15 protein-coding genes are annotated in these 20314 nt (G+C 35.3%); 8 read left to right on the top strand and 7 right to left on the bottom strand.

The features are described from left to right. Positions 1 to 53: 53 nt before the first annotated feature. From B3J44_RS07880 to B3J44_RS07860, 5 genes are read left to right on the top strand one after another with little or no spacing between them, the layout of a single operon-like run. The gene (locus B3J44_RS07880) at positions 54 to 1055 is read left to right on the top strand and encodes a nitrous oxide reductase accessory protein NosL (RefSeq protein WP_286967620.1); all 1002 of its coding nucleotides are present in this window, start codon (positions 54 to 56) and stop codon (positions 1053 to 1055) included. Positions 1056 to 1083: 28 nt separating this feature from the next. After that, entirely contained in the window at positions 1084 to 2316 is a 1233-nt protein-coding gene (locus tag B3J44_RS07875) for a nitrous oxide reductase family maturation protein NosD (RefSeq protein WP_286967618.1), read from the top strand. After that, positions 2313 to 3035 carry an ABC transporter ATP-binding protein gene (locus tag B3J44_RS07870; RefSeq protein ID WP_286967617.1) on the top strand — a complete coding sequence of 241 codons (723 nt, stop codon included), beginning with the start codon at positions 2313 to 2315 and terminating at the stop codon, positions 3033 to 3035. The genes B3J44_RS07875 and B3J44_RS07870 overlap by 4 nt, the downstream gene beginning before the upstream one ends. After that, positions 3019 to 3786 (top strand): ABC transporter permease subunit, encoded by a 768-nt coding sequence (locus B3J44_RS07865; protein WP_286967615.1) that lies wholly within the window; start codon positions 3019 to 3021, stop codon positions 3784 to 3786. The genes B3J44_RS07870 and B3J44_RS07865 overlap by 17 nt, the downstream gene beginning before the upstream one ends. Positions 3787 to 3816: 30 nt before the next feature. Further along, a complete protein-coding gene (locus tag B3J44_RS07860; RefSeq protein WP_286967613.1) occupies positions 3817 to 4188 on the top strand; it encodes a group III truncated hemoglobin in 372 nt (123 codons plus the stop codon). Between the two features lie 137 nt (positions 4189 to 4325). On the opposite strand, the gene B3J44_RS07855 is transcribed toward B3J44_RS07860, so the two are convergent. From B3J44_RS07855 to B3J44_RS07825, 7 genes are all read right to left on the bottom strand, one after another. Continuing rightward, positions 4326 to 4922, bottom strand: a complete 597-nt coding sequence (locus B3J44_RS07855) for a Crp/Fnr family transcriptional regulator (protein WP_286967611.1) — start codon at positions 4920 to 4922, stop codon at positions 4326 to 4328. 250 nt (positions 4923 to 5172) lie between these two features. Further along, positions 5173 to 6486, bottom strand: a complete 1314-nt coding sequence (locus B3J44_RS07850) for an OmpA family protein (RefSeq protein WP_286967609.1) — start codon at positions 6484 to 6486, stop codon at positions 5173 to 5175. A gap of 29 nt (positions 6487 to 6515) precedes the next feature. Further along, entirely contained in the window at positions 6516 to 13676 is a 7161-nt protein-coding gene (locus B3J44_RS07845; RefSeq protein WP_286967607.1) for an MBG domain-containing protein, read from the bottom strand. Between the two features lie 14 nt (positions 13677 to 13690). Continuing rightward, complete coding sequence (locus B3J44_RS07840; protein WP_286967605.1) at positions 13691 to 14821, bottom strand: ABC transporter substrate-binding protein; 1131 nt, start codon at positions 14819 to 14821, stop codon at positions 13691 to 13693. A gap of 49 nt (positions 14822 to 14870) precedes the next feature. After that, the gene (locus B3J44_RS07835; RefSeq protein WP_286967603.1) at positions 14871 to 15464 is read right to left on the bottom strand and encodes a phage tail protein; all 594 of its coding nucleotides are present in this window, start codon (positions 15462 to 15464) and stop codon (positions 14871 to 14873) included. A 213-nt stretch (positions 15465 to 15677) separates the two neighbouring features. Continuing rightward, positions 15678 to 18032, bottom strand: a complete 2355-nt coding sequence (locus tag B3J44_RS07830; protein WP_286967600.1) for a mechanosensitive ion channel family protein — start codon at positions 18030 to 18032, stop codon at positions 15678 to 15680. A 95-nt stretch (positions 18033 to 18127) separates the two neighbouring features. Continuing rightward, positions 18128 to 18373 (bottom strand): hypothetical protein, encoded by a 246-nt coding sequence (locus tag B3J44_RS07825; RefSeq protein WP_198858087.1) that lies wholly within the window; start codon positions 18371 to 18373, stop codon positions 18128 to 18130. Positions 18374 to 18462: 89 nt separating this feature from the next. On the opposite strand from B3J44_RS07825, the gene B3J44_RS07820 reads away from it, so the two are divergent. The 3 genes from B3J44_RS07820 to B3J44_RS07810 form a co-directional block, all read left to right on the top strand. Further along, entirely contained in the window at positions 18463 to 18756 is a 294-nt protein-coding gene (locus B3J44_RS07820; protein ID WP_286967597.1) for a winged helix-turn-helix transcriptional regulator, read from the top strand. A gap of 87 nt (positions 18757 to 18843) precedes the next feature. Continuing rightward, a complete protein-coding gene (locus tag B3J44_RS07815) occupies positions 18844 to 19221 on the top strand; it encodes a hypothetical protein (protein ID WP_286967596.1) in 378 nt (125 codons plus the stop codon). Between the two features lie 80 nt (positions 19222 to 19301). After that, positions 19302 to 20314 (top strand): efflux RND transporter permease subunit (locus B3J44_RS07810; protein WP_286967594.1); only part of this gene is annotated, 1013 nt, incomplete at its 3' end.

The following is a 20314-nucleotide window of genomic DNA, read 5'->3' as shown; positions in this document are numbered from 1 at the left end:
CAGTAACCATAAGGGAACAAAGTATTCTTTGTTCCCTTTTATTTTGAATTATTATGAAAAATAAAAAACTATCCCCTTTTTCTAAAGTCATGCTGTTTTTATCAGGACTTTTATTAATTGGAGCTGTATTTTTTCCTATTTGGAAAATTGAACTTACGGCACCCCAATATCCTGAAGGTTTGGTATTAAAACTTCATGCTTCTAAGATTGCTGGCGATGTTGATATTATAAACGGATTGAATCATTACATTGGAATGAAAACTCTGCATACAGAAGATTTTATTGAGTTTAAAGTTCTACCGCTTATTCTTGCAGGATTAGGAATTGTTTCAATTGCTTGTGCATGGAAATCAAATAGAAAAGGACTCTTTGTATTCTTCTTTTCTTTTGTGATTTTTGGAATATTATCTGCTTGCGATTTCTACAGATGGAATTATGAATATGGACATAATCTAGATCCGAATGCTGCTATTAGAGTTCCTGGAATGGCTTATCAGCCGCCAATGCTTGGATACAAACAATTATTAAATTTTGGCGCTTATTCAATTCCGGATATTGGAGGATGGATGCTAATTGTAGTTGGAGCTTTGCTATTTGCTGCTATTATAAAGGAAAAATATACTAAATCATCTGGTCGGCTCTTGGGCATTTTGCTGGTTCCTGCTTTTCTTTTTTCATGTTCTGGAGACAAACCTGTTCCTATTAAACTAAATACTGATAATTGTGATTTCTGTATGATGGGAATTAGTGACGGAAGACACGGAGCCGAAATTATTACAGAAAAAGGTAGGGCGTATAAGTTTGATGATATTGCTTGTATGGCACATTATTGTAAAGAGCATAAAGACACCAAAATAAAAGCATATTATGTACACGATTACGCCAAAAATAATGAATTAATAAAGGCAGAAAACGCTTTTTTTGTTTCGGGTGGCACGATAAAAAGTCCAATGAACGGAAATATTGCCGCTTTTTCTAACAAGAGTGAGGCAAAAGCTTTTGAAGCAGAATCAAAAGGAGTTGAAACGGAATGGACTGCAATTTTGAATAAATAAAATGCCATCTTAATTAAAATATTGAATCATGAAATTTCATTTTTGCCTTTCATTCCTATTGTTTTTTAATTGTCTCTGGTCTCAAAAGATTGAAGTAGGTTCAGATAAGTCAGTTAAAACAATTAAAAAGGCAATAGAACTTGCCAAATCTGGTGACACCATTATTGTAAATAAAGGCATTTATCGAGAAGGCAATATTATTATGGATAAAAAATTAATTCTACAAGGAAAAGGATTGCCAGTTCTGGATGGACAGCAAAAATATGAAGTAGTTTCGATAAAAGCCGACAGCGTAGTTTTCTCTGGGTTTAAAGTTATCAATTCAGGATATGCTTCACTTAATGATCCTTGTGGAATTAAAATATATGATAAAATCGGAGTTGTCGTAAAAGACAATGTTCTAGATAATAATTTTTTCGGAATTTATGTTCAGAAAGGATCAAACTGCATCGTAAAAAACAATATCATAAAAGCCTATCAGAAAGAAGAACAGCGTATTGGCAATGGTATTCATTGCTGGAAAAGCGATAGCATGCAGATTATAGGAAATAGAATTTCGGGACATCGTGATGGAATTTATTTTGAGTTTGTTTCTAATTCTGTCATCTGGCGAAATGTATCTAAAGCCAACATCCGTTACGGATTACACTTTATGTTCTCCAATGATGATTCTTACATAGGTAATGTTTTTAAAAATAATGGAGCAGGAGTGGCGGTTATGTTTACCAAAAATGTAAAAATGTTCAATAATTATTTTGAAGAGAACTGGGGCGACGCTGCTTATGGTTTACTGCTCAAAGAAATTTCGGATAGCTATATTGTTGGAAATAAATTTATCCGCAATACTTCTGGAATTTATATGGAAGGAACAAGTCGTGTAAAATTGGAAAAGAACATTTTTAAAGACAATGGCTGGGGAATGAAAGTGCAGGCAAGCTGTATGGATAATGTGATTTCGTTTAATAATTTTCTTTCCAATACTTTCGATATCAGTACTAACGGAAGTTTGGTTCTAAATCATTTCAATAATAATTATTGGGATAAATATGAAGGCTACGATTTAAATCGGGATGAGATTGGCGATGTGCCTTTTCATCCGCTGAGTCTTTTTGCTGTTATTACAGAAAACAATCCTTCGGCTATGCTTTTATTCCGAAGTTTTATGATTACGCTTTTGGATAAATCAGAAAAAATCCTTCCGAGCATAACACCCGATAATTTTGTCGATGAATCTCCCGAAATGAAATCTCTCATATTATGATTACTTTAAAAAATATAAATAAAAAATTTGGAAGACTGCAGGTTTTGCAAGATGTTAACCTTGAGTTTAAAGCAGGAGAATGCATTGCGCTTATTGGTCCGAACGGCTGTGGAAAAACAACTTTGATAAAATCGATCTTAGGAATGGTATTGCCCGATAATGGCGATATTTTACTTCATGAAGAATCTATTTTAAAGAAGTTTGAATATCGAAATAAAATAGGTTACATGCCACAAATTGGCCGTTATCCTGATAATATGACGATTTCTCAGATTATAGAAATGATCAAGCAAATTCGGAATTCGAAAAAAGAATTGGATGAAGATTTGATAAAAGCTTTCAAATTGGATAAAATGAGCGACAAACAAATGAGGACACTTTCTGGCGGAACTACGCAAAAAGTAAGTGCAACATTAGCTTTCCTTTTTAATCCTGATGTTTTAATTCTAGACGAACCGACTGCAGGACTAGATCCGTTGGCGGCCGAAATTTTGAAAGAGAAAATCATTAAAGAGAAAAACAAAGGAAAATTAATCTTGATTACTTCGCACTTGTTAAGTGAACTGGACGATATGATTACTCAAATCATTTTTATGCAGGACGGAAAAGTACATTTTCATAAAACGATTAAAGATCTTTTGGAATCAACCGGAGAAAGCAAAATTTCAAAATCTATTGCCACAATATTAAAAGAAAAACAGCATGAACAGAATAATTAAAATTGTCTTATTGGATATTCTTAAAAATAAGATTGTTGTGAGTTATGCTCTAATTTTAGCGTTGCTTTCTTGGGGATCTTTTATGCTTGAAGACAATACAGCCAAAGGCTTACTGACTATTTTGAATGTTATTTTATTCACAGTTCCGCTGGTATCGATACTTTTTTCTACTATCTATATATACAATAGTTCAGAGTTTATAGAACTTTTGTTGAGCCAGCCTATTAAAAGAAAGAAAATCTGGATTAGTTTGTTTACAGGACTTTCTATTGCAATGCTTTTAGCTTTTTTTCTTGGAGCAGGAATTCCTCTTTTGGTAAATGCGCCAGGAATGGCAGGATTGATGATGGTTCTGTCTGGAAGTTTAATTTCTGTTGTTTTTGTCTCGTTGGCCTTTTTGAGCTGTATTTTAACTCGAGATAAAGCAAAGGGAATAGGTTTGGCCATTTTATTTTGGATGTATTTTGCCATATTGTTTGATGCTTTGGTGTTATTTCTTTTGTTTCAATTTGCCGAATATCCAATCGAAGAAGCGATGGTAGGAATTACAGCTTCAAGTCCGATTGATTTGGCCAGGATACAAATATTGCTGCATTTAGATCAATCTGCTATGATGGGATATACAGGTGCTATTTTTAAAGACTTTTTTGGAACAACTATCGGGTTGCTGATTTCTTTTTTACTGCTTGTTTTGTGGATAGCAGTTCCGTTTCTAATTTCGGTTAGAAAATTTGACCGTAAGGATCTTTAATTTTTATTTTTTATTCAGAACAAAAGAAAGATGAAAACAGATATTAAAAATAAAGATGATATAATTGTATTGGTAGATGCTTTTTACTTGAAAGTAAAATCAGATTCAACAATTGGGTATTTGTTTACAAAAGTGGCTATGGTCAATTGGCAGAAACACCTTCCTATTATGTATGATTTTTGGGATAATATTCTTTTTCATACTGGAAATTTTGAAGGTAACCCGATGATGAAACATCGAATGCTAGATCAGAAAAGTAGACTTACAGAAACTCATTTTAAACATTGGACAAAGCTTTGGAAAAAAACAGTCGATGATTTGTTTGAAGGAGAAAATGCTGATGAGATAAAAGTTCGGGCAGAGAATATTTCAAAATTAATGATGAATAAAGTCATTTCTTAATACAAAAACGGGAACTAAAAAAAGTTCCCGTTTTTATTTTAAAGCTATTAGAACTGAATTAATAATTTCTTTTAACCTTTTACAAAAGAAGAAAAAATCGTGTTATTTTGGTATGATTCAAATCATAAGACAGGAAATTAGTAAAACAATTTATGATCTATAATTTCAATTTTTTTGTTTTTGCTCATAAGTGATAATGTTCGTATTACGGTTTCTACCCGTAGTCCTGTAAAATCTGCAATTTCTTGTCTCGTATATGGAATTTTCATTTTTATTGATGTGGCTACGTTATTTTGTTTTTTTAGATTATCTAAAAAATATTGAATGCGATATTCTGGTTTATGATTGACTATATTTTTAGAAAAGACAATTTTGTTATAGATTTTCCATGCAAATAGCTTGAGTATTCTAAATTGTATTTCTGGATTTTCTTCTAGAAAAGAAAAAAAGCTGTTTTTGGATAATTTTAAAATGATACAATCTGTTTGCGCAATTGCGGTAGCAGGGTAGGGTTGTCCGATAAAAAGAGGCGGCTCGCCAAAACTGTTTCCTTCATTAAAAATACCAACCGTCAGATCTTTGCCATCTTCATTGGTATAGCTCATTTTTACAGTTCCTTCTAAAATTTGAAAAAAGGAAAGTGCAGCATCATTTTCAAAAAAAATAATTGAGTTTTTAGGAACTTTTTTAGCCACAGCTCCCCAAGTATAAAGCAAATCAGTATCAATGTGCATGATAAAACAATTATTGCATTTTGAAGAATTGGTTAAGTGTTTGGTTTTGTTTTTATTAAGACAAATAAAAGTATTAAAGAGGAAAGGAAATATGATAAATGTTAGCTTTTGAATTATTTTTTCGAATCAAAATATATTCTAATGAAATTTTGAAATAAAAGTATGATAAGGGAAAATTTATGAAAAAGATAAAGCACGATGAAGAGTTAAACTCTTGCATCATGCTTTATACAATTGTAGATTAAAAAAATTATTTTGCGTCTATCAGAGTAAGTGAAACTCTTCTGTTTAGAGGTCTATTCTCTACTGGAATATTTGGAACTAAAGGTTCGCTTTCACCTTTTGAAAATAAATGCATACGATTAGATTCAATTCCTTTATTCTGTAAATAATCTGAAACTGCCTGAGCTCTTTTCATTCCAATTTCAAGATTGCGTGCTTCAGTTCCTATATCACAAGTATATCCTGTAATATTAAGATCTGTATCTTTATTTGATTTCAGAATTTTAGCAATTTCGTCTAATCTTGTAGCCAATTCAGGCGTTACATTAGTGTTGCCAACTTCTTGGAAAGCAAGAGGTTTTTCGACATATGTGCGTTCTGTTGGTGTAAGTTCTTTTTTTGCTGATGGAGCTTCAACAACTTTCTGCTGTACAGGAGCCGCTTCTTGAACAGGAGCTTCTGTCTTGGTCATGATTTCTTCTTTTGGCGGCACAGGTTCTGGTTTGTTTTTAGTTAGCATAAAACCTAATTTCAGTTGAATACCTGCAGAGAAGTAACGGCTTTCTTGAACAATTTTTCTATTGCCGCTTGTACCATTTGCCTGAATATTATCAATCCCGTTTGGGCTATAAGCAACTATATTAACATCTGGATTTTCTTTTGCCATTTCTGTTAAACCGTAATCTAGATATATGCCAGTATAAAGTTGCGTTTTTTCTTTTAGTTTGAAAGTAAGACCAGTTTCTACACTTAAAAGAAAAGAAGGATCTAAGTTTACTGTTGTTTTATCTTGCCAATTGGTTACTTTACCAAATCCGTGAGAAGGCAAATCATCAATCAAGAGATTTATGTCAGGATAATAACCGCTCAATTGCAACTCAGATGCTGATGCTTTTGCTGTCTGTTTTCCTGGAAAAAGAATTTTTCCCCCAACGCCAAAATACAGTTGTGTCTGTGGTGCAATTGATGTTCTGTATTGCATCATTAATGGAACTGCAATAGAAATGAAGTGTTGATCTTCTTTATAGTTTGTCGGAGTAACTTGATACTCAAATGCAGAAGTCTGGTCATCGATCTCATAGGTTGAGATTGTAGTTCCGTTATGCAATTCAAAATTGTTTTGGTTGTACATTGCATCAATTCCTGTCATAATTCCCCAGTGGCTGCTGAAGAAATAGGTGTAACCGACACCTATTCCTCCGCCAAATTTTAGTTTGCCATCTCCAAGAGTGCTATCATAAAGGATTCCTGATGGACCTCCATTAATCTTGACATTAATTTCCTGTGCTTTTATAGTGACAGTAAATAGTAGAAGTATGGCTATCGTGGTTTTAATTTTCATCGCTTGTAATTTTAAATTAAATCTCATTTTTATTTAACCAATAAGTTGATTGTTTTTAATTGACCATCAGCCAATTTAAGAACAACAATATATAGGGCAACCTGTGATGGAGCGGTTATTTCATTTTTGGCTTTTACATTTGAAATAGTCTGTACTAATTTTCCTGTAATGTCATAAATAACCACTTCAGATCCATTTAATTGAGAATCGCTAAAATCACATTCTAAAGTAAATTGAGCTCCCGGTTTAACTGGGTTTGGATAGATTTTTATCTTTTTGGTAAAAATTGTTCCAGTAGTCTCAATTGGACAAGATTTAATTGAATTTCCGTTTTTGTCTTTTGCAATTACATAATAAGTACCGTTTAAAGGCAGAAGCTCGCTATAATACTGACGTGTTGCACCAGAAACAGCTGTTCCGTTTTTATACCACTGCCAAGCCACAAAATTATTCGATTTGTTATCAAAGAATAGCACATTTGCCCATTGCTGTACAACGAGTCCAGATTGGCTTATTTCTATTGTTTTAACAACGGCTGTAGCTTCATTATGATTCTGATCTCCAATTTGTGTTGCAGTAATGGTTGAATTTCCTGAACCAGCAATATTTAAAATTGAGCCAGAAATTGTTCCTAATGCTGTATTTGCAATGATATAAGAAATTGGTAATCCGCTATCTGCTGTTGCAGTTAAGGTTACGATATCAGAATCTAAACATCCAAATTCTAAAGTTTGGTTCCAAGTGATAGTTTGGTCAGCTTTAGTAATTTCAAATTCTGCACCAGTAAACTCAATTATATAATCAGCACCAGCACTAATTGATCCTAGCTTAATGTTATATTTTCCAACATTTTCTCCAGCATCTCTTGAAAGAAGACCTGTAAGTATTGAGTTTGTATCTCCGTTAACAAAACCTAAAGCCGTGTAATTGAATACTGGATCGGCTGTACCATAAACTTTGGTATGTCCTGCTGCTGCAGTTATAGTAAGCGTATATTTTTCTGTTGTAAAACTTACTTCATTTCCATAATTAACAAAACCGTTACTGTTTACAGCATAAGTTCTAACATAATAAGTTTTATTTCCTCTAAGGCCTGATAAAGAGCTTGTAAATGTTCCTAATGCAGCAGTAACATTAATTTTAGTATCGGCTGTAGTAGGAGAGGCATGTTGTGCATATACAAAACCAACTTCTGTTAAACATTCTCCCTTGTCAGTATTTATTCCGTCAGAAGATGCAGTACCAGATAATGAAGCGCTAGTTGTTGTTATTCCTGTAATACTTGCAGTATTTAAATTAACTGGATTATCAGGTTGTGTTATGTCAATACTTACAGAAACTGAACAAGAGTTTGCATCTGTAACCGTTACCATGTAAGTTCCAGCTACTAGATTAGTTGCTGTTGCTGCATTTCCTCCAGATGGAGACCAAGAGTAAGAATAAGCACCTGTACCGCCTGTTACGCTAACTGTAGCCGATCCGTTATTTCCGTTATGGCAAGATACTGCTACAGCATTTGCTGTTAAGGTTAAAGCATCTGGTTCTGAAATTGTTATGATATTTGTTGCAGAACATGAATTCTCGTCTGTAACAGTTACTGTATAAGTTCCTGCAGTAAGACCAGTTGCTGTTGCTGCATTTCCTCCAGATGGAGACCAAGCATAAGAATAAGCGCCTGTACCGCCTGTTACACTAACTGTAGCCGATCCGTCACTTCCGTTATGGCAAGATACTGGCGCAGCATTTGAAGTTAAGGTTAAAGCGTCTGGTTCTGTAATTGTTATGGTATTTGTTGTAGAGCATGAATTTTCATCTGTAACAGTTACTGTATAAGTTCCTGCAGTAAGGCCAGTTGCTGTCGCAGCAGTTCCGCCAGAAGGCGCCCATAAATAGCTATAATTGCCTGTTCCTCCAGTTGCAACTACAGATGCAGTACCATTATTGCCTTGGTTACAAGAAACATTGGTGTGTGAATCTGATGCAGAAAGTACAGATGGCTCTGAAATTATTACTGATTCTGTTACTGAACATCCGTTTGCATCGGTCACAGTAACACTATAAGTATTTGGACTTAATCCTGTAACTGTTGCCGCAGTTCCTCCAGATGGAGACCAAGAGTATGTATAAGTTCCAGTTCCCCCAGAAGGAGTTACCGTTGCTGTTCCATTATTTGCTTGATTGCATAAAACATCTGTTTTGGCAATTGTTGCTGTAAGAGCAGACGGTTCATTAATGGTTACCATTGCTGTTGCAGAACAAGAATTAGCATCTGTAACAGTTACTGTATAAGTTCCTGCAGCAAGTCCAGTTGCTGTTACTGCATTTCCTCCAGATGGAGACCAAGAATAAGAATAAGTGCCTGTACCGCCTGTCACGCTAACTGTAGCCGATCCGTTGCTTCCGTTATGGCAAGATACCGCTACGGCATTTGGTGTTAAGGTTAAAGCATCTGGTTCTGTAATTGTTATGGTATTTGTTGTAGAGCATGAATTTTCATCTGTAACAGTTACTGTATAAGTTCCTGCTGTAAGACCAGTTGCTGTCGCAGCAGTTCCGCCAGAAGGCGCCCATAAATAGCTATAATTGCCTGTTCCTCCAGTTGCAACTACAGATGCAGTACCATTATTGCCTTGGTTACAAGAAACATTGGTATGTGAATCTGATGCAGAAAGTACAGATGGCTCTGAAATTATTACTGACTGTGTTACAAAACATCCATTTGCATCGGTAACAGTAACAAAGTAAGTATTTGGACTTAATCCTGTTGCTGTTGCGGCAGTTCCTCCCGATGGTGACCAAGAGTATGTATAAGTTCCAGTTCCTCCAGTAGGAGTTACTGTTGCTGTTCCGTTATTTGCTTGATTGCATAAAACATCTGTCTTGGCTATTGTTGCGCTAAGAATAGGCGGTTCATTAATGGTTACCGTTGCTGTTGCTTCACATAAGTTAGCATCTTTTACAGTAACAGCATAGGTTCCTGCAGATAATCCGCTGGCCGTTGCATTAGTTCCTCCTGATGGTGACCAAGAATACGTATAAAGTCCAGTTCCTCCAGTTACATTTACTGTTGCAGATCCGTTTGAACCACCATTACAAGAAACATCCGTTTGAGATATTGATGGAATAAGTGCATCAGGTTGTGTTATAGTGAAACTTTGTGTTTTTTCACAGTGGTTTGCATCAGTAACTGTTACGGTATAAGTTCCAGCAGAAAGTCCTGTTGCGGTTGCACCGTTTCCTCCAGAAGGAGCCCAAGAATAGGTATAGGCGCCAGTACCACCATTTACGATTACAGAAGCAGATCCGTTTGTTCCGTCGTGACAGCTAACATTTGTTTGTGATGGAGTTATATTAATTGCTGTAGGTTCAGTAATTGTAAAATTTTTGATAATAGAACATCCGTTTGAAGAAGTGATGGTCACGGAATAGTTTCCTGCACTAAGATTCATTGCTGTTTCAGTATTAGTGACAGAAGGCGACCAAACATAAGTAAATGGACCCGGAGCTCCAGATGGAGTTACAGAAGCGCTTCCAGTTGATGAGCCATTGCATAACACATTAACTTGATAGGCTGAAGCAATCAAAGTATTAGTAGTTCCAATCGTGAAGTTTCGCGTTAAAGTACATCCATTACCATCTGTTACTAAAACGCTGTGTGTTCCTGCAGCTAATCCGGTTGCTATTTGTGTCGTAGCTCCAGATGGTGACCATTCGTAACTGTACGGAAGAACTCCGCCGCTTACATTTACAGAGGCTTGTCCACCTGTTGAACAAGTTGCATTGATTTGAGTAGTAGTAGCTGTTAATGCATCAGTTGGCTGAGAGATGTTGAAGGATTTTGTAATTGTACAATTATTCTGATCTCTAATTGTACAAGTGTAGGCACCTGCCATTAATCCAGTAGCGGTCGCCGCTGTTCCTCCCGAAGGAAGCCATTGATAAGTATAGTTACTACCAGTCCCCCCAGAAGCAATAACTGTTGCCGTACCTGTTGCAGAACCATTGCATAAAACATCTGTTTGCGATTGTGTTGCCGTTAAGGCAAATGGCTGGTCAATAGTATAACTTTGTGTAGCCGAACATGTATTACTATCAGTAACTGTAACTGTATAGGTACCTGCAGCGAGACCAGTCGCGGTTGCAGCACTTCCTCCAGATGGAGACCAAGAGTAAGTATACGTTCCGACTCCTCCAGTTACAGATGCCGTGGCAGTACCGTTTGAGCCACCATTACAAGAAACATTGGTTTGGCTAGTAGTTATTGATAGAATAGGCGGTTGAGATATGGTAAAGTTTCTAGTTGCTGTACAGGCATTAGCGTCGGTTACTGTTACCGTATAAGTACCAGCAGAAAGTCCCGTTGCGGTAGCAGTATTTTGAACAGGAGTTGTATTCCAAGAATAAGAATAAGTCCCACTTCCTGTTCCTCCTGATGCTATAACCGTTGCTGTTCCATTACCGCCTCCATAACAAGAAGTGTTGTTTATAGTGCCCTCTGTGGTTGTAAGTGCCACTGTGGGCTCTGTAATTGTAAATGTTTGCGTAGTCTGACAATTATTTGCGTCTGTAACCGTAACCGTATAGGTATCTGCAGCAAGGCCAGTCGCGGTTGAAGCAATTCCTCCAGAAGGAGCCCAAGAGTAAGTATAGCCTCCTCCTCCTCCCGCAGCAGTAACAGTTGCAGAGCCAGTTGCGGAGCCATGACATAAAACATTTGTTTGGCCAGATGGTGTTGCAGTTAAAGCCTGTAATGGTTCTGTAATCGTAAATGAGTGGGTCGCTTGGCAATTATTAGCATCAGTAACGGTTGCGATGTAAGTTCCGGCAGTTAGCCCTGTTGCTGTTGCAGAATTTCCTCCAGTTGGTGACCAAGAGTAAGTATAAGTTCCAATTCCAGTTCCTCCTGTTGCAGAGACAGTTGCAGTTCCTGTAGCAGATCCGTAGCATAAAATATTGGTTTGACCAGCTGAAGTTGCAATTATCTCTGTTGGCTGACCTACTTCAATATTACTTACTGTTGCGGTGCAGCCATTACCATCTGTAATCATAACAGCATAAGTACCAGCACTAAGCCCAGTTCTGTCTTCAGTAGATGCGCCACCAACCCAGTTGAAAGTATAAGGTGGCTGGCCTCCAGTTGGAGTAAGGTTAATGGCTCCGTTAGATCCTCCAAAACAAGTAGCATTGGTTGGTAGTGCTGTACCTCCAAGCGGAGAACTAGGCTGACTAACTGTAAAAGAAGACAATGTTCTTGAGCATAAATTAGCATCAGTTATTGTAACGGTGTATGTGCCTTCGATAAGTCCTGTTCGATCTTTAGTAGTTGGCCCATCACTCCAAGAGTAGGTATAAGGACCAACACCACCGTTAGGAGTCAAGTTTATTGCTCCTGTATTTCCTCCATGGCAAGCAATATGAGTTACAGTTGTGTTCGCAGTAATTAAAAAAGGTTGATTTACAGTAATGTTACTAATGTTCACTTGGCATAAATTAGAATCTGTAATAGTAACAGCATAAGTACCGGCTGTAAGTCCTGTTCTGTCTTCTGTTGTAGTTACTCCATCATTCCATAAGAAAGTATAGGGTCCAGTCCCTCCAGTTGGGGTAAGATTTATAGCTCCTGTGTTATTTCCATTGCAAATTACATGGGTTATAGCTGTTGTTCCTCCAAGTGCTGCTGAAGGCTGACCAACCACTATATTACTTATGGTCTGACTGCAATTGTTAGAGTCGGTAATAATAACAGAATAGGTGCCTGCTTGAAGTAACGTTCTATCTTGAGTTGTTATTCCGCCTCCCCAATTATAAGTATATGTTCCACTGCCACCTATAGGTGTAAGATTTATTGCTCCATTGTTTCCTCCGTTGCAAGAAACGTTGCTAATGTCGGTTGTTCCTGAGATAGCAGAGTTTTGAGTTATAGTAAAGCTTCTTGATGTTGAAGTTCCTTCACTATCCGTAATTAAAACCGAATAATTGGTTGGAGCTAAATTTACAGCAGTAGCTGCTGAACTGCCATTAGACCACAAAAAACTATAAGGAGATTTCCCTCCTGATGGGGCTACCGTTGCGGTTCCGTTATTAGTGCTACTGCAAGCAATTGTTTGGGATTGTGTAGCAGATAATGTAGCATTGGTTGTAAATGATGCTGTGTTACCGTAAGCAGTTCCAGCTGAATTTGTTGCATACGCTCTATAATATATTGTCGTCGCAGAAGGAAGTCCGCTTGCATTTACAGTAAAAGAGCTTGTGCCATCGCTTGCCGCGACTTGATTTACACTTGGACCATTTATGACAGGATTTGGCAGCACTGACCAGACAACTCCTCTATGTATGGCACCACTATCGCCTCCATTATCATTAGAACCTACCAATGTAGCTGTAATTGCTCCATAATTTGTTACAGGGGTATTTGTTGTAACTGTTGGTACGGTTAGAAGTGTTATATTCGGAGTTTGATAATCAGAGGCTGTTATTTGAAAATTAAGATTGTCAGTTTGGTCTATAAGCCAGTTTGCAGGATTATTTATGTTGAGCAATAAATCAGCTTTATTACCAGTCAAAGTACCATTATATTTTGCATTTGAGTGTTCTTGAACGGTGGGAGAGTAAGGGAATAAAGAAATACAAGTTTTACCATTTACTAAACCTGTTGGTATTGCACTTGAGTTTCCTCCGCTTGTTCCTGTAAGGTTCCATGTAGTATCAACATCGTAGTCGCTAAAATTATAATCTGAATGAATTCCAGCAATAAAAGTTGGTGAAGCGGGTAGAGGCCCTGATGGCGATTGATAGGCTAATATTTGATCTCCACCAGAAGAAAGATTAAATCCTGAGAAGCCAAGTGCAAGGCCAATGCCACTAGTTCCTGTAACGGTGAAGGTGTCGTTGCTTGTTTCCATTACAGAAACAATTGTTCCAATAGGTGTAAAAACAGGTACTGTCCATTGTAACTGTGATTCAGTACTTCCTAATACCCAAGCCGTACCGTTCCATCCTCTTTCGCTAAAATAAACTACGGTTCCTGCACTTATATCTTTTAGCACTATAAAAGAGAAACCATCCAAAGGATTGCTATTGAAGCCCAAGAAAGCGATATCGCCTGGACCTAAAGTAGTTTGTCCTTTTATATTTTGATGTAAACCAAAGACGCAAAAGAACGTAAAAAATAAAAGTAATTTTTTTTTCATAACATACAATTTAGTTAATGACATAGATAAGCATTGTCCCAGCCTCCTATATGATCGGGTTTTGTTAGTGAGGCAAAAGCCTTAATAAAATCACCATCGTTTAGCAACGTTTCAATTTTTCTAAAGCTTATACTATTAAAAGAATCCAAATTCAATTGGTAGATGTAATTATTGAATTGAGTTCTGTTGGTATTCTTGTCAAATCGGATATTGCCCCTTGGACCCTCAATATCTAATTTGTACATTTCTTCAATTAAAGAGTTTGTTTTTAAATTGTCAGCATTTAAAAGCATATGCTTTAATATCATCCCGTTTTCGTATCCTAAAACGGAAAAAAAAGAAGGGACTTCATCATAAGCCTCTTTATACTGTAAACTAAAATCTGTTGAATCAGTATCATTCTGCATCCAACTGCTTACTACATAAAGTTCGGAAGGGCTATTTTTATATTCCTCCAAAATTTTATCATTGATAAAAAAAGGAGTTACATAAAAAGGATACTTCTGAGTAAGTTTATTTTGTTTTAGAAAATCAGCGTTCTCTTCAGCATATAAACCGCTATAAATGGCAATAACAGCATGTGGCTGTTGTGTATTTATAGTGTGATCCATATGTAATGCTTCATTTTCTCTAGGCATAAATGGAGTAATATAATGTCCTGTGAATTGATTTTGTTCTTTAAAGGAATATTCTAATGCAGCAAGCATACCATATCCTGAATCATAAAATGAAGTAGAGCTTGCAATCTGATATTTTTTAGAGCTAAAGTATTGGCCTAAATAATAACAAGAATCAGCTAATCCTAATGAATTTATAAATACGCCCTTATACTCAGATGTTTGATAAGGAGTTGTGGCACCCAAATCTGCTGACAATAATAAAATATCATTAGCAGATGCATATTTATAGACCTCATGCATGTTATGATGCCCCAAAAAACCAATTATAATTGATACGTCTTCTTGAAAATTAAGTTTCTGAATTTTATCAATTATTACGTTTTTATCAGCACCAATACCAATACTTTCTACTAAAAATTTTACGTTTAAATGATTCAGCTTTAAACCTTTTATAAAATCTTTATCTAATGAAGGATACTGTTGCGACTTTGGAATTAAAATACCTATCTTAATGTCGTTATCCATAAAATGAGATTAAAAAAATAGAGGCATTTTTTGCCTCTATTTTGAATTATTAGTTTCTAGATGGAAAAAGCCCAGATAATGCAATACACATATTGACAGCAAGATATGGACTGTGTAAATCAAAAGGTTGCGTGCCTCCAGTTAATCCTGTATTACCTCCTATTGCTACAGTTGAAGCTAAACCTGCAATTTTTGCAGTTCCTGTTCCGCCTGGTTCACTATATACATTTGCAGTTGTTGTACCAGATGAAAAAGAGTTGTTTCCACCATCAGTTTCATTAGTAATTGTTCCTCCAACAATAGCTGTTGCAGTTATGCTTACCGCTGCTGTAGCAGTGCCTGCTAGGGTATGTGAGTGAGCAGGAATATTATTTGTTAATAAGGTCATCGTTTCGCTACCTGCTCTTTGTCCTATTACAAAATTGCTTAAACCTGGTCCTTGACCAAAATGAATAGGAGCTCTTCCTCTTAGATCAGGTAAACCAAATGTGGTGATGCCATCGCCGCCATAAATTGTGCCAAGCAATGAAAATAAAGCTGAATTCTGAGTGATTGCTACCAGCTGGCCATTACAAGCAGCCCAGCCTCTAGGTGGGTAATTGAATCCGAAACTCAAAATTGTTCCGAGGTAAACTTCCATCATAATTTTTTAGATTTAATAGTTAATTTTAGTTTTTCGTAGTATTTTACTACAATGCTAAATTACTTTATAACAAAATCATGGATGCACGGGTTTATACGTGTTTTTAAGTAAAGTCTTATAATTTAACACATTACTATAAAAATATAGCAATATTTAAAATATTGTCTTAATAAAAAAGGCGGTAATTAATCTTACCGCCATTTTTATTTTTTATTAACTTGAGAAAGTCAAACCTTTATTTTTGAAACTGACATAAAGTTCTTGTCTTGCTGAACTTATAGTTTCTTCCGTTCTGTAAATACTGCACCAAAACTTGATTAAAAGTTTATACTTTCCATCAGAAATTGAGCTGTAGTATATTTGTGATGGTTTTGAATTGTTTACTAAAGGAAGATTAGCAAGCGTTTCGGTTACTATTGTGTTAATTTCCTCTGGAATCGTTTCTCCATTTATTTCAAAAGTAATTTCGACCAATTTAAAATTGTCAGTATACGTCCAGTTGGTGATATTTTGAGATAATAAGTTACCATTCGGAATAATAATTTCAGCACCATTTGGAGCATTAATCTTAGTAGTACGAAGTCCCATCGATTTGATACGGCCAGATTCAGAACTAATTTCTACCACATCGCCAACCTGAATTGGTTTGTCAAAAATTAAAATAATTCCCGATACAAAATTGTTTACCACATTCTGAAGTCCAAGTCCGACACCGACACCTAAAGCACCGAGAAGAATACTCAGCTTATCTAAAGGCATTCCAGAAGCAGCAACAGCAAGAAGATAACCGCTTATTAGAACAACCAATCGTGTAATAAGCAATTTAGAATGTTGCCTTTTATTAATATTTTCTTCGTTTTCGTCATCAATTTCTCCAAAGAAATAAGCAACATATTTTTGAAGCAAATGCGCGGCCCAAATAATAATAAAGAATAAAACAACGCTTCCTAAAGTAAACGTAATGCTTCCAATTGTATTAGGATGGCTTAATAACTTTCCTAAAGAACCGCGAAGTGATTCCCAAATATTCAAATTTGAAGCAATTACAATTAGCCACATATAACTAATTACAATGATAAATGGTTTTTTCAAAGTGTCTGATAAACTTTCATAATCAAACATTTTTTCAATTCCTCTTTTTACTCTAGTTGTATAAATTTCAAGTAAAATAATCTCTAAAATAATTTTCAAAAGAACACTTAAAGCAACAATTTGAGTAAGTGAAATAAAAGCCGTAATACTTAACATATTAGAAAGCGAGACTCTTCCAAATAAATTATATAAAATCGATAAAATATTTAGTCCGATAAAAATGATACTTGCCCATTTAAAAAAGCCTTTTATATAAAGTTCTTCTTTAAGTGTTTTTATCTGAACCAATCCGTAGCGAATACCTAAAATATTAATCGCTACAAAAGCAAAACGCTGTAATAATCCAATTGTGATAAACAAATCCAAAAAGCAAAGCGCAAAGAACAATCCTAAAAGGAAAAGCCAATTTCTCATGGCAACTCCAGACCATTGATTTTTAAAAAGAAAGATTAAAACCCCTAAAAGGAAAAGCTGGATTAACTCTAAAAATAGAGCAGGAGCGTATAAATTGGTTACTACAGCAATATTTAATGCAATAACTAGAATTGGCAATAAAACGCCTCGGTTTAAATATTTGAAGTTTAAAAGCTGTAGATTTTCGGCATAACCATTTGTGTTTAGATATTTAATATTTCGAGAAATATACCAAAACAAAAGTCCCATAAAGAAACACAACGTAATAAGTCCGCCAGCTTTGTAGCCTAAATAATATGCTGCTACATTTTCTTCAATTATAATTTTGGCTCCAATATTATGTTTTACCCTTTTCTTTGCAACAGAATCATTAATCTGCCATAAAGAAGGATATTCTTTATTGAAAATGCTAATTCCAGATTTTTCCAGTTTTCCTTCAACGGCAACTAAAGCATTGGAAACAGAAATTTTTCGCTGTACTGTAAGTCGTTTTTTGTTGTTTAAAGTAGTTTGGTTTTTAGTCATTAAACTATCGGTAGCAACATATCTTTTTCTAAGATTTCCAAATTCTTTCTTAAATTGCTTACGGCGAATAGTATCCTTTATCAAGGTAATTAAAGTTTTGTCTTTTCGAAGATCAATTACACGTTTTTTGATGTTTTCAAGATCCAGATTTTTAGCATTAATTGCCTTATTCTGTTCCTCCAGTTCTTGTTGAATTTCTTGCAGAACAATGCGGTACATCTGCTGGTTTCGCACATTAGGATTAGCTCCTTTTAAACTAGCCAAAATTAAGTCCAGTTTACTTTCTGTACGTTTCATTTCGCCAAAAAGATGACGTGTATCACCTGCAAAATCGATATCATTATAAGCAGATTCTAGTACTTCTCCGGCTTTTTCAATTGCCATTAAGTAATCGCTATCTGTAGCCGTAGTGTCGTTAAATAATCTTCCGCGGCTTTCTTTTTTAACTGTTTTCTGTTGTTGTGCGTAGTTAAATTGAGAGAATAAAAGAAGTAAAAATAGAGGGAGAAAATAAAAAGTCTTTTTGTGAATAATCATAATTTAAGGGCTTGTTAATTGAGCCCAAATTTAATTTTTTTTGAATGACTTTGCAGTTAAGAAAATTTAAATTTAAAAAATTAAATATGAAGGTTTTATTCTAAGTTTCTGTTAGCAATTTCATGTTGTATTTCTTTTAGAAAATTAGAGTTGATAATAAGAAAAGCAATCGATAAAGGAAATATCATTAAAGTTAATAATCCTTTCTCGAGAAATAGAAATACGATTAGAAGAAGAAGTAAGATGGCAATTAAAATTAAAACTTTAATCGTTTTTTTTATTTTTTTCTGTGTTCTTAATAACTCTTCAACGCTCATTTCGCTTGGTTTCTTTGCTTTCATTTTATATTTTTACTTTAGATTTACAACAAAATTTGATTAAAAAACTTTCGAAAACAATAGGTCAATTTTTTTTGACTACCCCAATAATTATGGAAGAAACAGAAACTTGTCCAGCACAAAGACTCCTAAAGATATTATCTGGCAAATGGAAGGCAGAAGTTTTTCGTTTGGCTGTAGAGTCTCCTTTGCGTTTTAATAATTTACTGCGCCAAATTCAAGGCTCAAATAAGCAATCTTTGGCTACAGCTTTAAAAGAATTGGAAGAAGAAGGTCTTTTAGAAAAGGTAACTATTAAGTTGAAACCTCTTCATATCGAATATAATTTGACAGAAAAAGGAAAATCGTTAATTCCTGTTTTTCAGCAGTTGGAAGGATTATCTTAAATAATTCAATATTTTTAAATTGTTAAAAGAACCTTTTCAGGAGGCAAAAATGATGAAACCTTAGATAATTTAAGTTAAATTTGCGTTGTGCGAAAAACAATTGTCTACATATTTATCCTTCTTATTGCCTCCAATAGTAGTTTTGTACAGCAGTTTTATAAACTGCCTATACTAATTGCGCACTATCAAGAACACAATAAACTGCAAAATGTAAGTTTTGTAGATTTCTTGTCAATGCATTATTGGGGAGAAGATTTAAACGACAATGACGATGATCGCGACATGCAACTTCCTTTTAAGGTAATTAGCAGCGCTTCTTTTCACTTTGTATTCATTTTAGACGATAAAGATTTACTTCCGGTTCTCTTTAATCCGGAATTTCCACAATCAAAAATTTCAACTTACAGATCGGATCTTTTTTCAGATCCAAATCTGCTTTCTTTATTTAGACCTCCAATCGCATAATTAATTTTTAAATTTTTTATTGAAGTGGCTGAGACGTATCGTTTTCAGTTGCTCATTTATTATTTTTTAATTAATACATTATGCTTAATAAAGTAATTCAGTTCTCAGTTAAGAACAAACTGGCAATTGGAATCTTTACACTGCTGTGGATTATCTACGGTGTGTATGAAGTTACCCAATTACCAATTGATGCTGTGCCAGACATCACTAATAATCAGGTGCAAATTATCACAACAGCCCCTTCGCTTGGCGCCGAAGATGTGGAAAGGTTAATTACTTTCCCAATCGAACAAGCGATAAGTAATATTCCAAATTTAAAAGAAAGCAGAAGTATTTCTCGTTTCGGACTTTCTCTTGTAAGTGTCGTTTTTGACGACGATGCAGATGTGTATTGGGCACGTCAGCAAATTGCAGAAAGACTCCAGCAAGTAGAAATTGACCGAAATGCCAATTCGCCTGAAATGGCACCTGTAACAACTGGTTTGGGAGAAATCTATCAATATGTTTTAAAACCAAAACCAGGTTACGAAGAAAAATATTCTCTAGAAGATTTAAGAACAATTCAAGACTGGACAATCAGAAGACAGCTTTTAGGAACGCAAGGAATTGCCGATGTTTCTACTTTTGGAGGAAAATTAAAACAGTATGAGATTGCGGTAAATCCTGCTAGATTAAAAGCCCAAAATTTAACGATTAGTGAAGTTTTTACGGCTTTGAATACTAGTAACGAAAACACTGGAGGAGCTTATATTGAGAAAGGTCCAACAGTTTCTTATATTAGAAGTACAGGTTTAGCCAAAAGCATTAAAGACATTGAAAACATTGTGGTTAAAAGTACACAAGGTGGACTTCCGATTCTGGTAAAAGATGTTGCCGATGTGAAGATTTCTTCTGCGATTCGTTACGGTGCTTTAACGACAGACGAATATGGAGAATCGGTTGGTGGAATTGTAATGATGCTGAAAGGTGAAAACGCCAATAATGTTATCGTTAATGTAAAAGACAAAATTGCTCAAATCGAGAAAATTCTTCCTGAAGGTTTAAAAATCGAACCTTTCTTAGACAGAACAAAAATGGTAGACAACGCCATTGG

The organism is Flavobacterium sp. UBA4854, from assembly GCF_002399805.1.
Taxonomy (GTDB): domain Bacteria; phylum Bacteroidota; class Bacteroidia; order Flavobacteriales; family Flavobacteriaceae; genus Flavobacterium; species Flavobacterium ginsengisoli.
This window is presented reverse-complemented; position numbering and strand designations above follow the sequence as displayed.

Excerpts from the sequence above, each read along its gene's own strand:
- B3J44_RS07865 (WP_286967615.1), top strand. The coding sequence starts at position 3,019 with ATGAACAGAATAATTAAAATTGTCTTATTGGATATTCTTAAAAATAAG.
- B3J44_RS07825 (WP_198858087.1), bottom strand. The coding sequence starts at position 18,373 with ATGAAAGCAAAGAAACCAAGCGAAATGAGCGTTGAAGAGTTATTAAGA.
- B3J44_RS07860 (WP_286967613.1), top strand. The coding sequence starts at position 3,817 with ATGAAAACAGATATTAAAAATAAAGATGATATAATTGTATTGGTAGAT.
- B3J44_RS07880 (WP_286967620.1), top strand. The coding sequence starts at position 54 with ATGAAAAATAAAAAACTATCCCCTTTTTCTAAAGTCATGCTGTTTTTA.
- B3J44_RS07875 (WP_286967618.1), top strand. The coding sequence starts at position 1,084 with ATGAAATTTCATTTTTGCCTTTCATTCCTATTGTTTTTTAATTGTCTC.
- B3J44_RS07820 (WP_286967597.1), top strand. The coding sequence starts at position 18,463 with ATGGAAGAAACAGAAACTTGTCCAGCACAAAGACTCCTAAAGATATTA.
- B3J44_RS07830 (WP_286967600.1), bottom strand. The coding sequence starts at position 18,032 with ATGATTATTCACAAAAAGACTTTTTATTTTCTCCCTCTATTTTTACTT.
- B3J44_RS07850 (WP_286967609.1), bottom strand. The coding sequence starts at position 6,486 with ATGAAAATTAAAACCACGATAGCCATACTTCTACTATTTACTGTCACT.
- B3J44_RS07870 (WP_286967617.1), top strand. The coding sequence starts at position 2,313 with ATGATTACTTTAAAAAATATAAATAAAAAATTTGGAAGACTGCAGGTT.
- B3J44_RS07840 (WP_286967605.1), bottom strand. The coding sequence starts at position 14,821 with ATGGATAACGACATTAAGATAGGTATTTTAATTCCAAAGTCGCAACAG.
- B3J44_RS07855 (WP_286967611.1), bottom strand. The coding sequence starts at position 4,922 with ATGCACATTGATACTGATTTGCTTTATACTTGGGGAGCTGTGGCTAAA.
- B3J44_RS07835 (WP_286967603.1), bottom strand. The coding sequence starts at position 15,464 with ATGATGGAAGTTTACCTCGGAACAATTTTGAGTTTCGGATTCAATTAC.
- B3J44_RS07845 (WP_286967607.1), bottom strand. The coding sequence starts at position 13,676 with ATGAAAAAAAAATTACTTTTATTTTTTACGTTCTTTTGCGTCTTTGGT.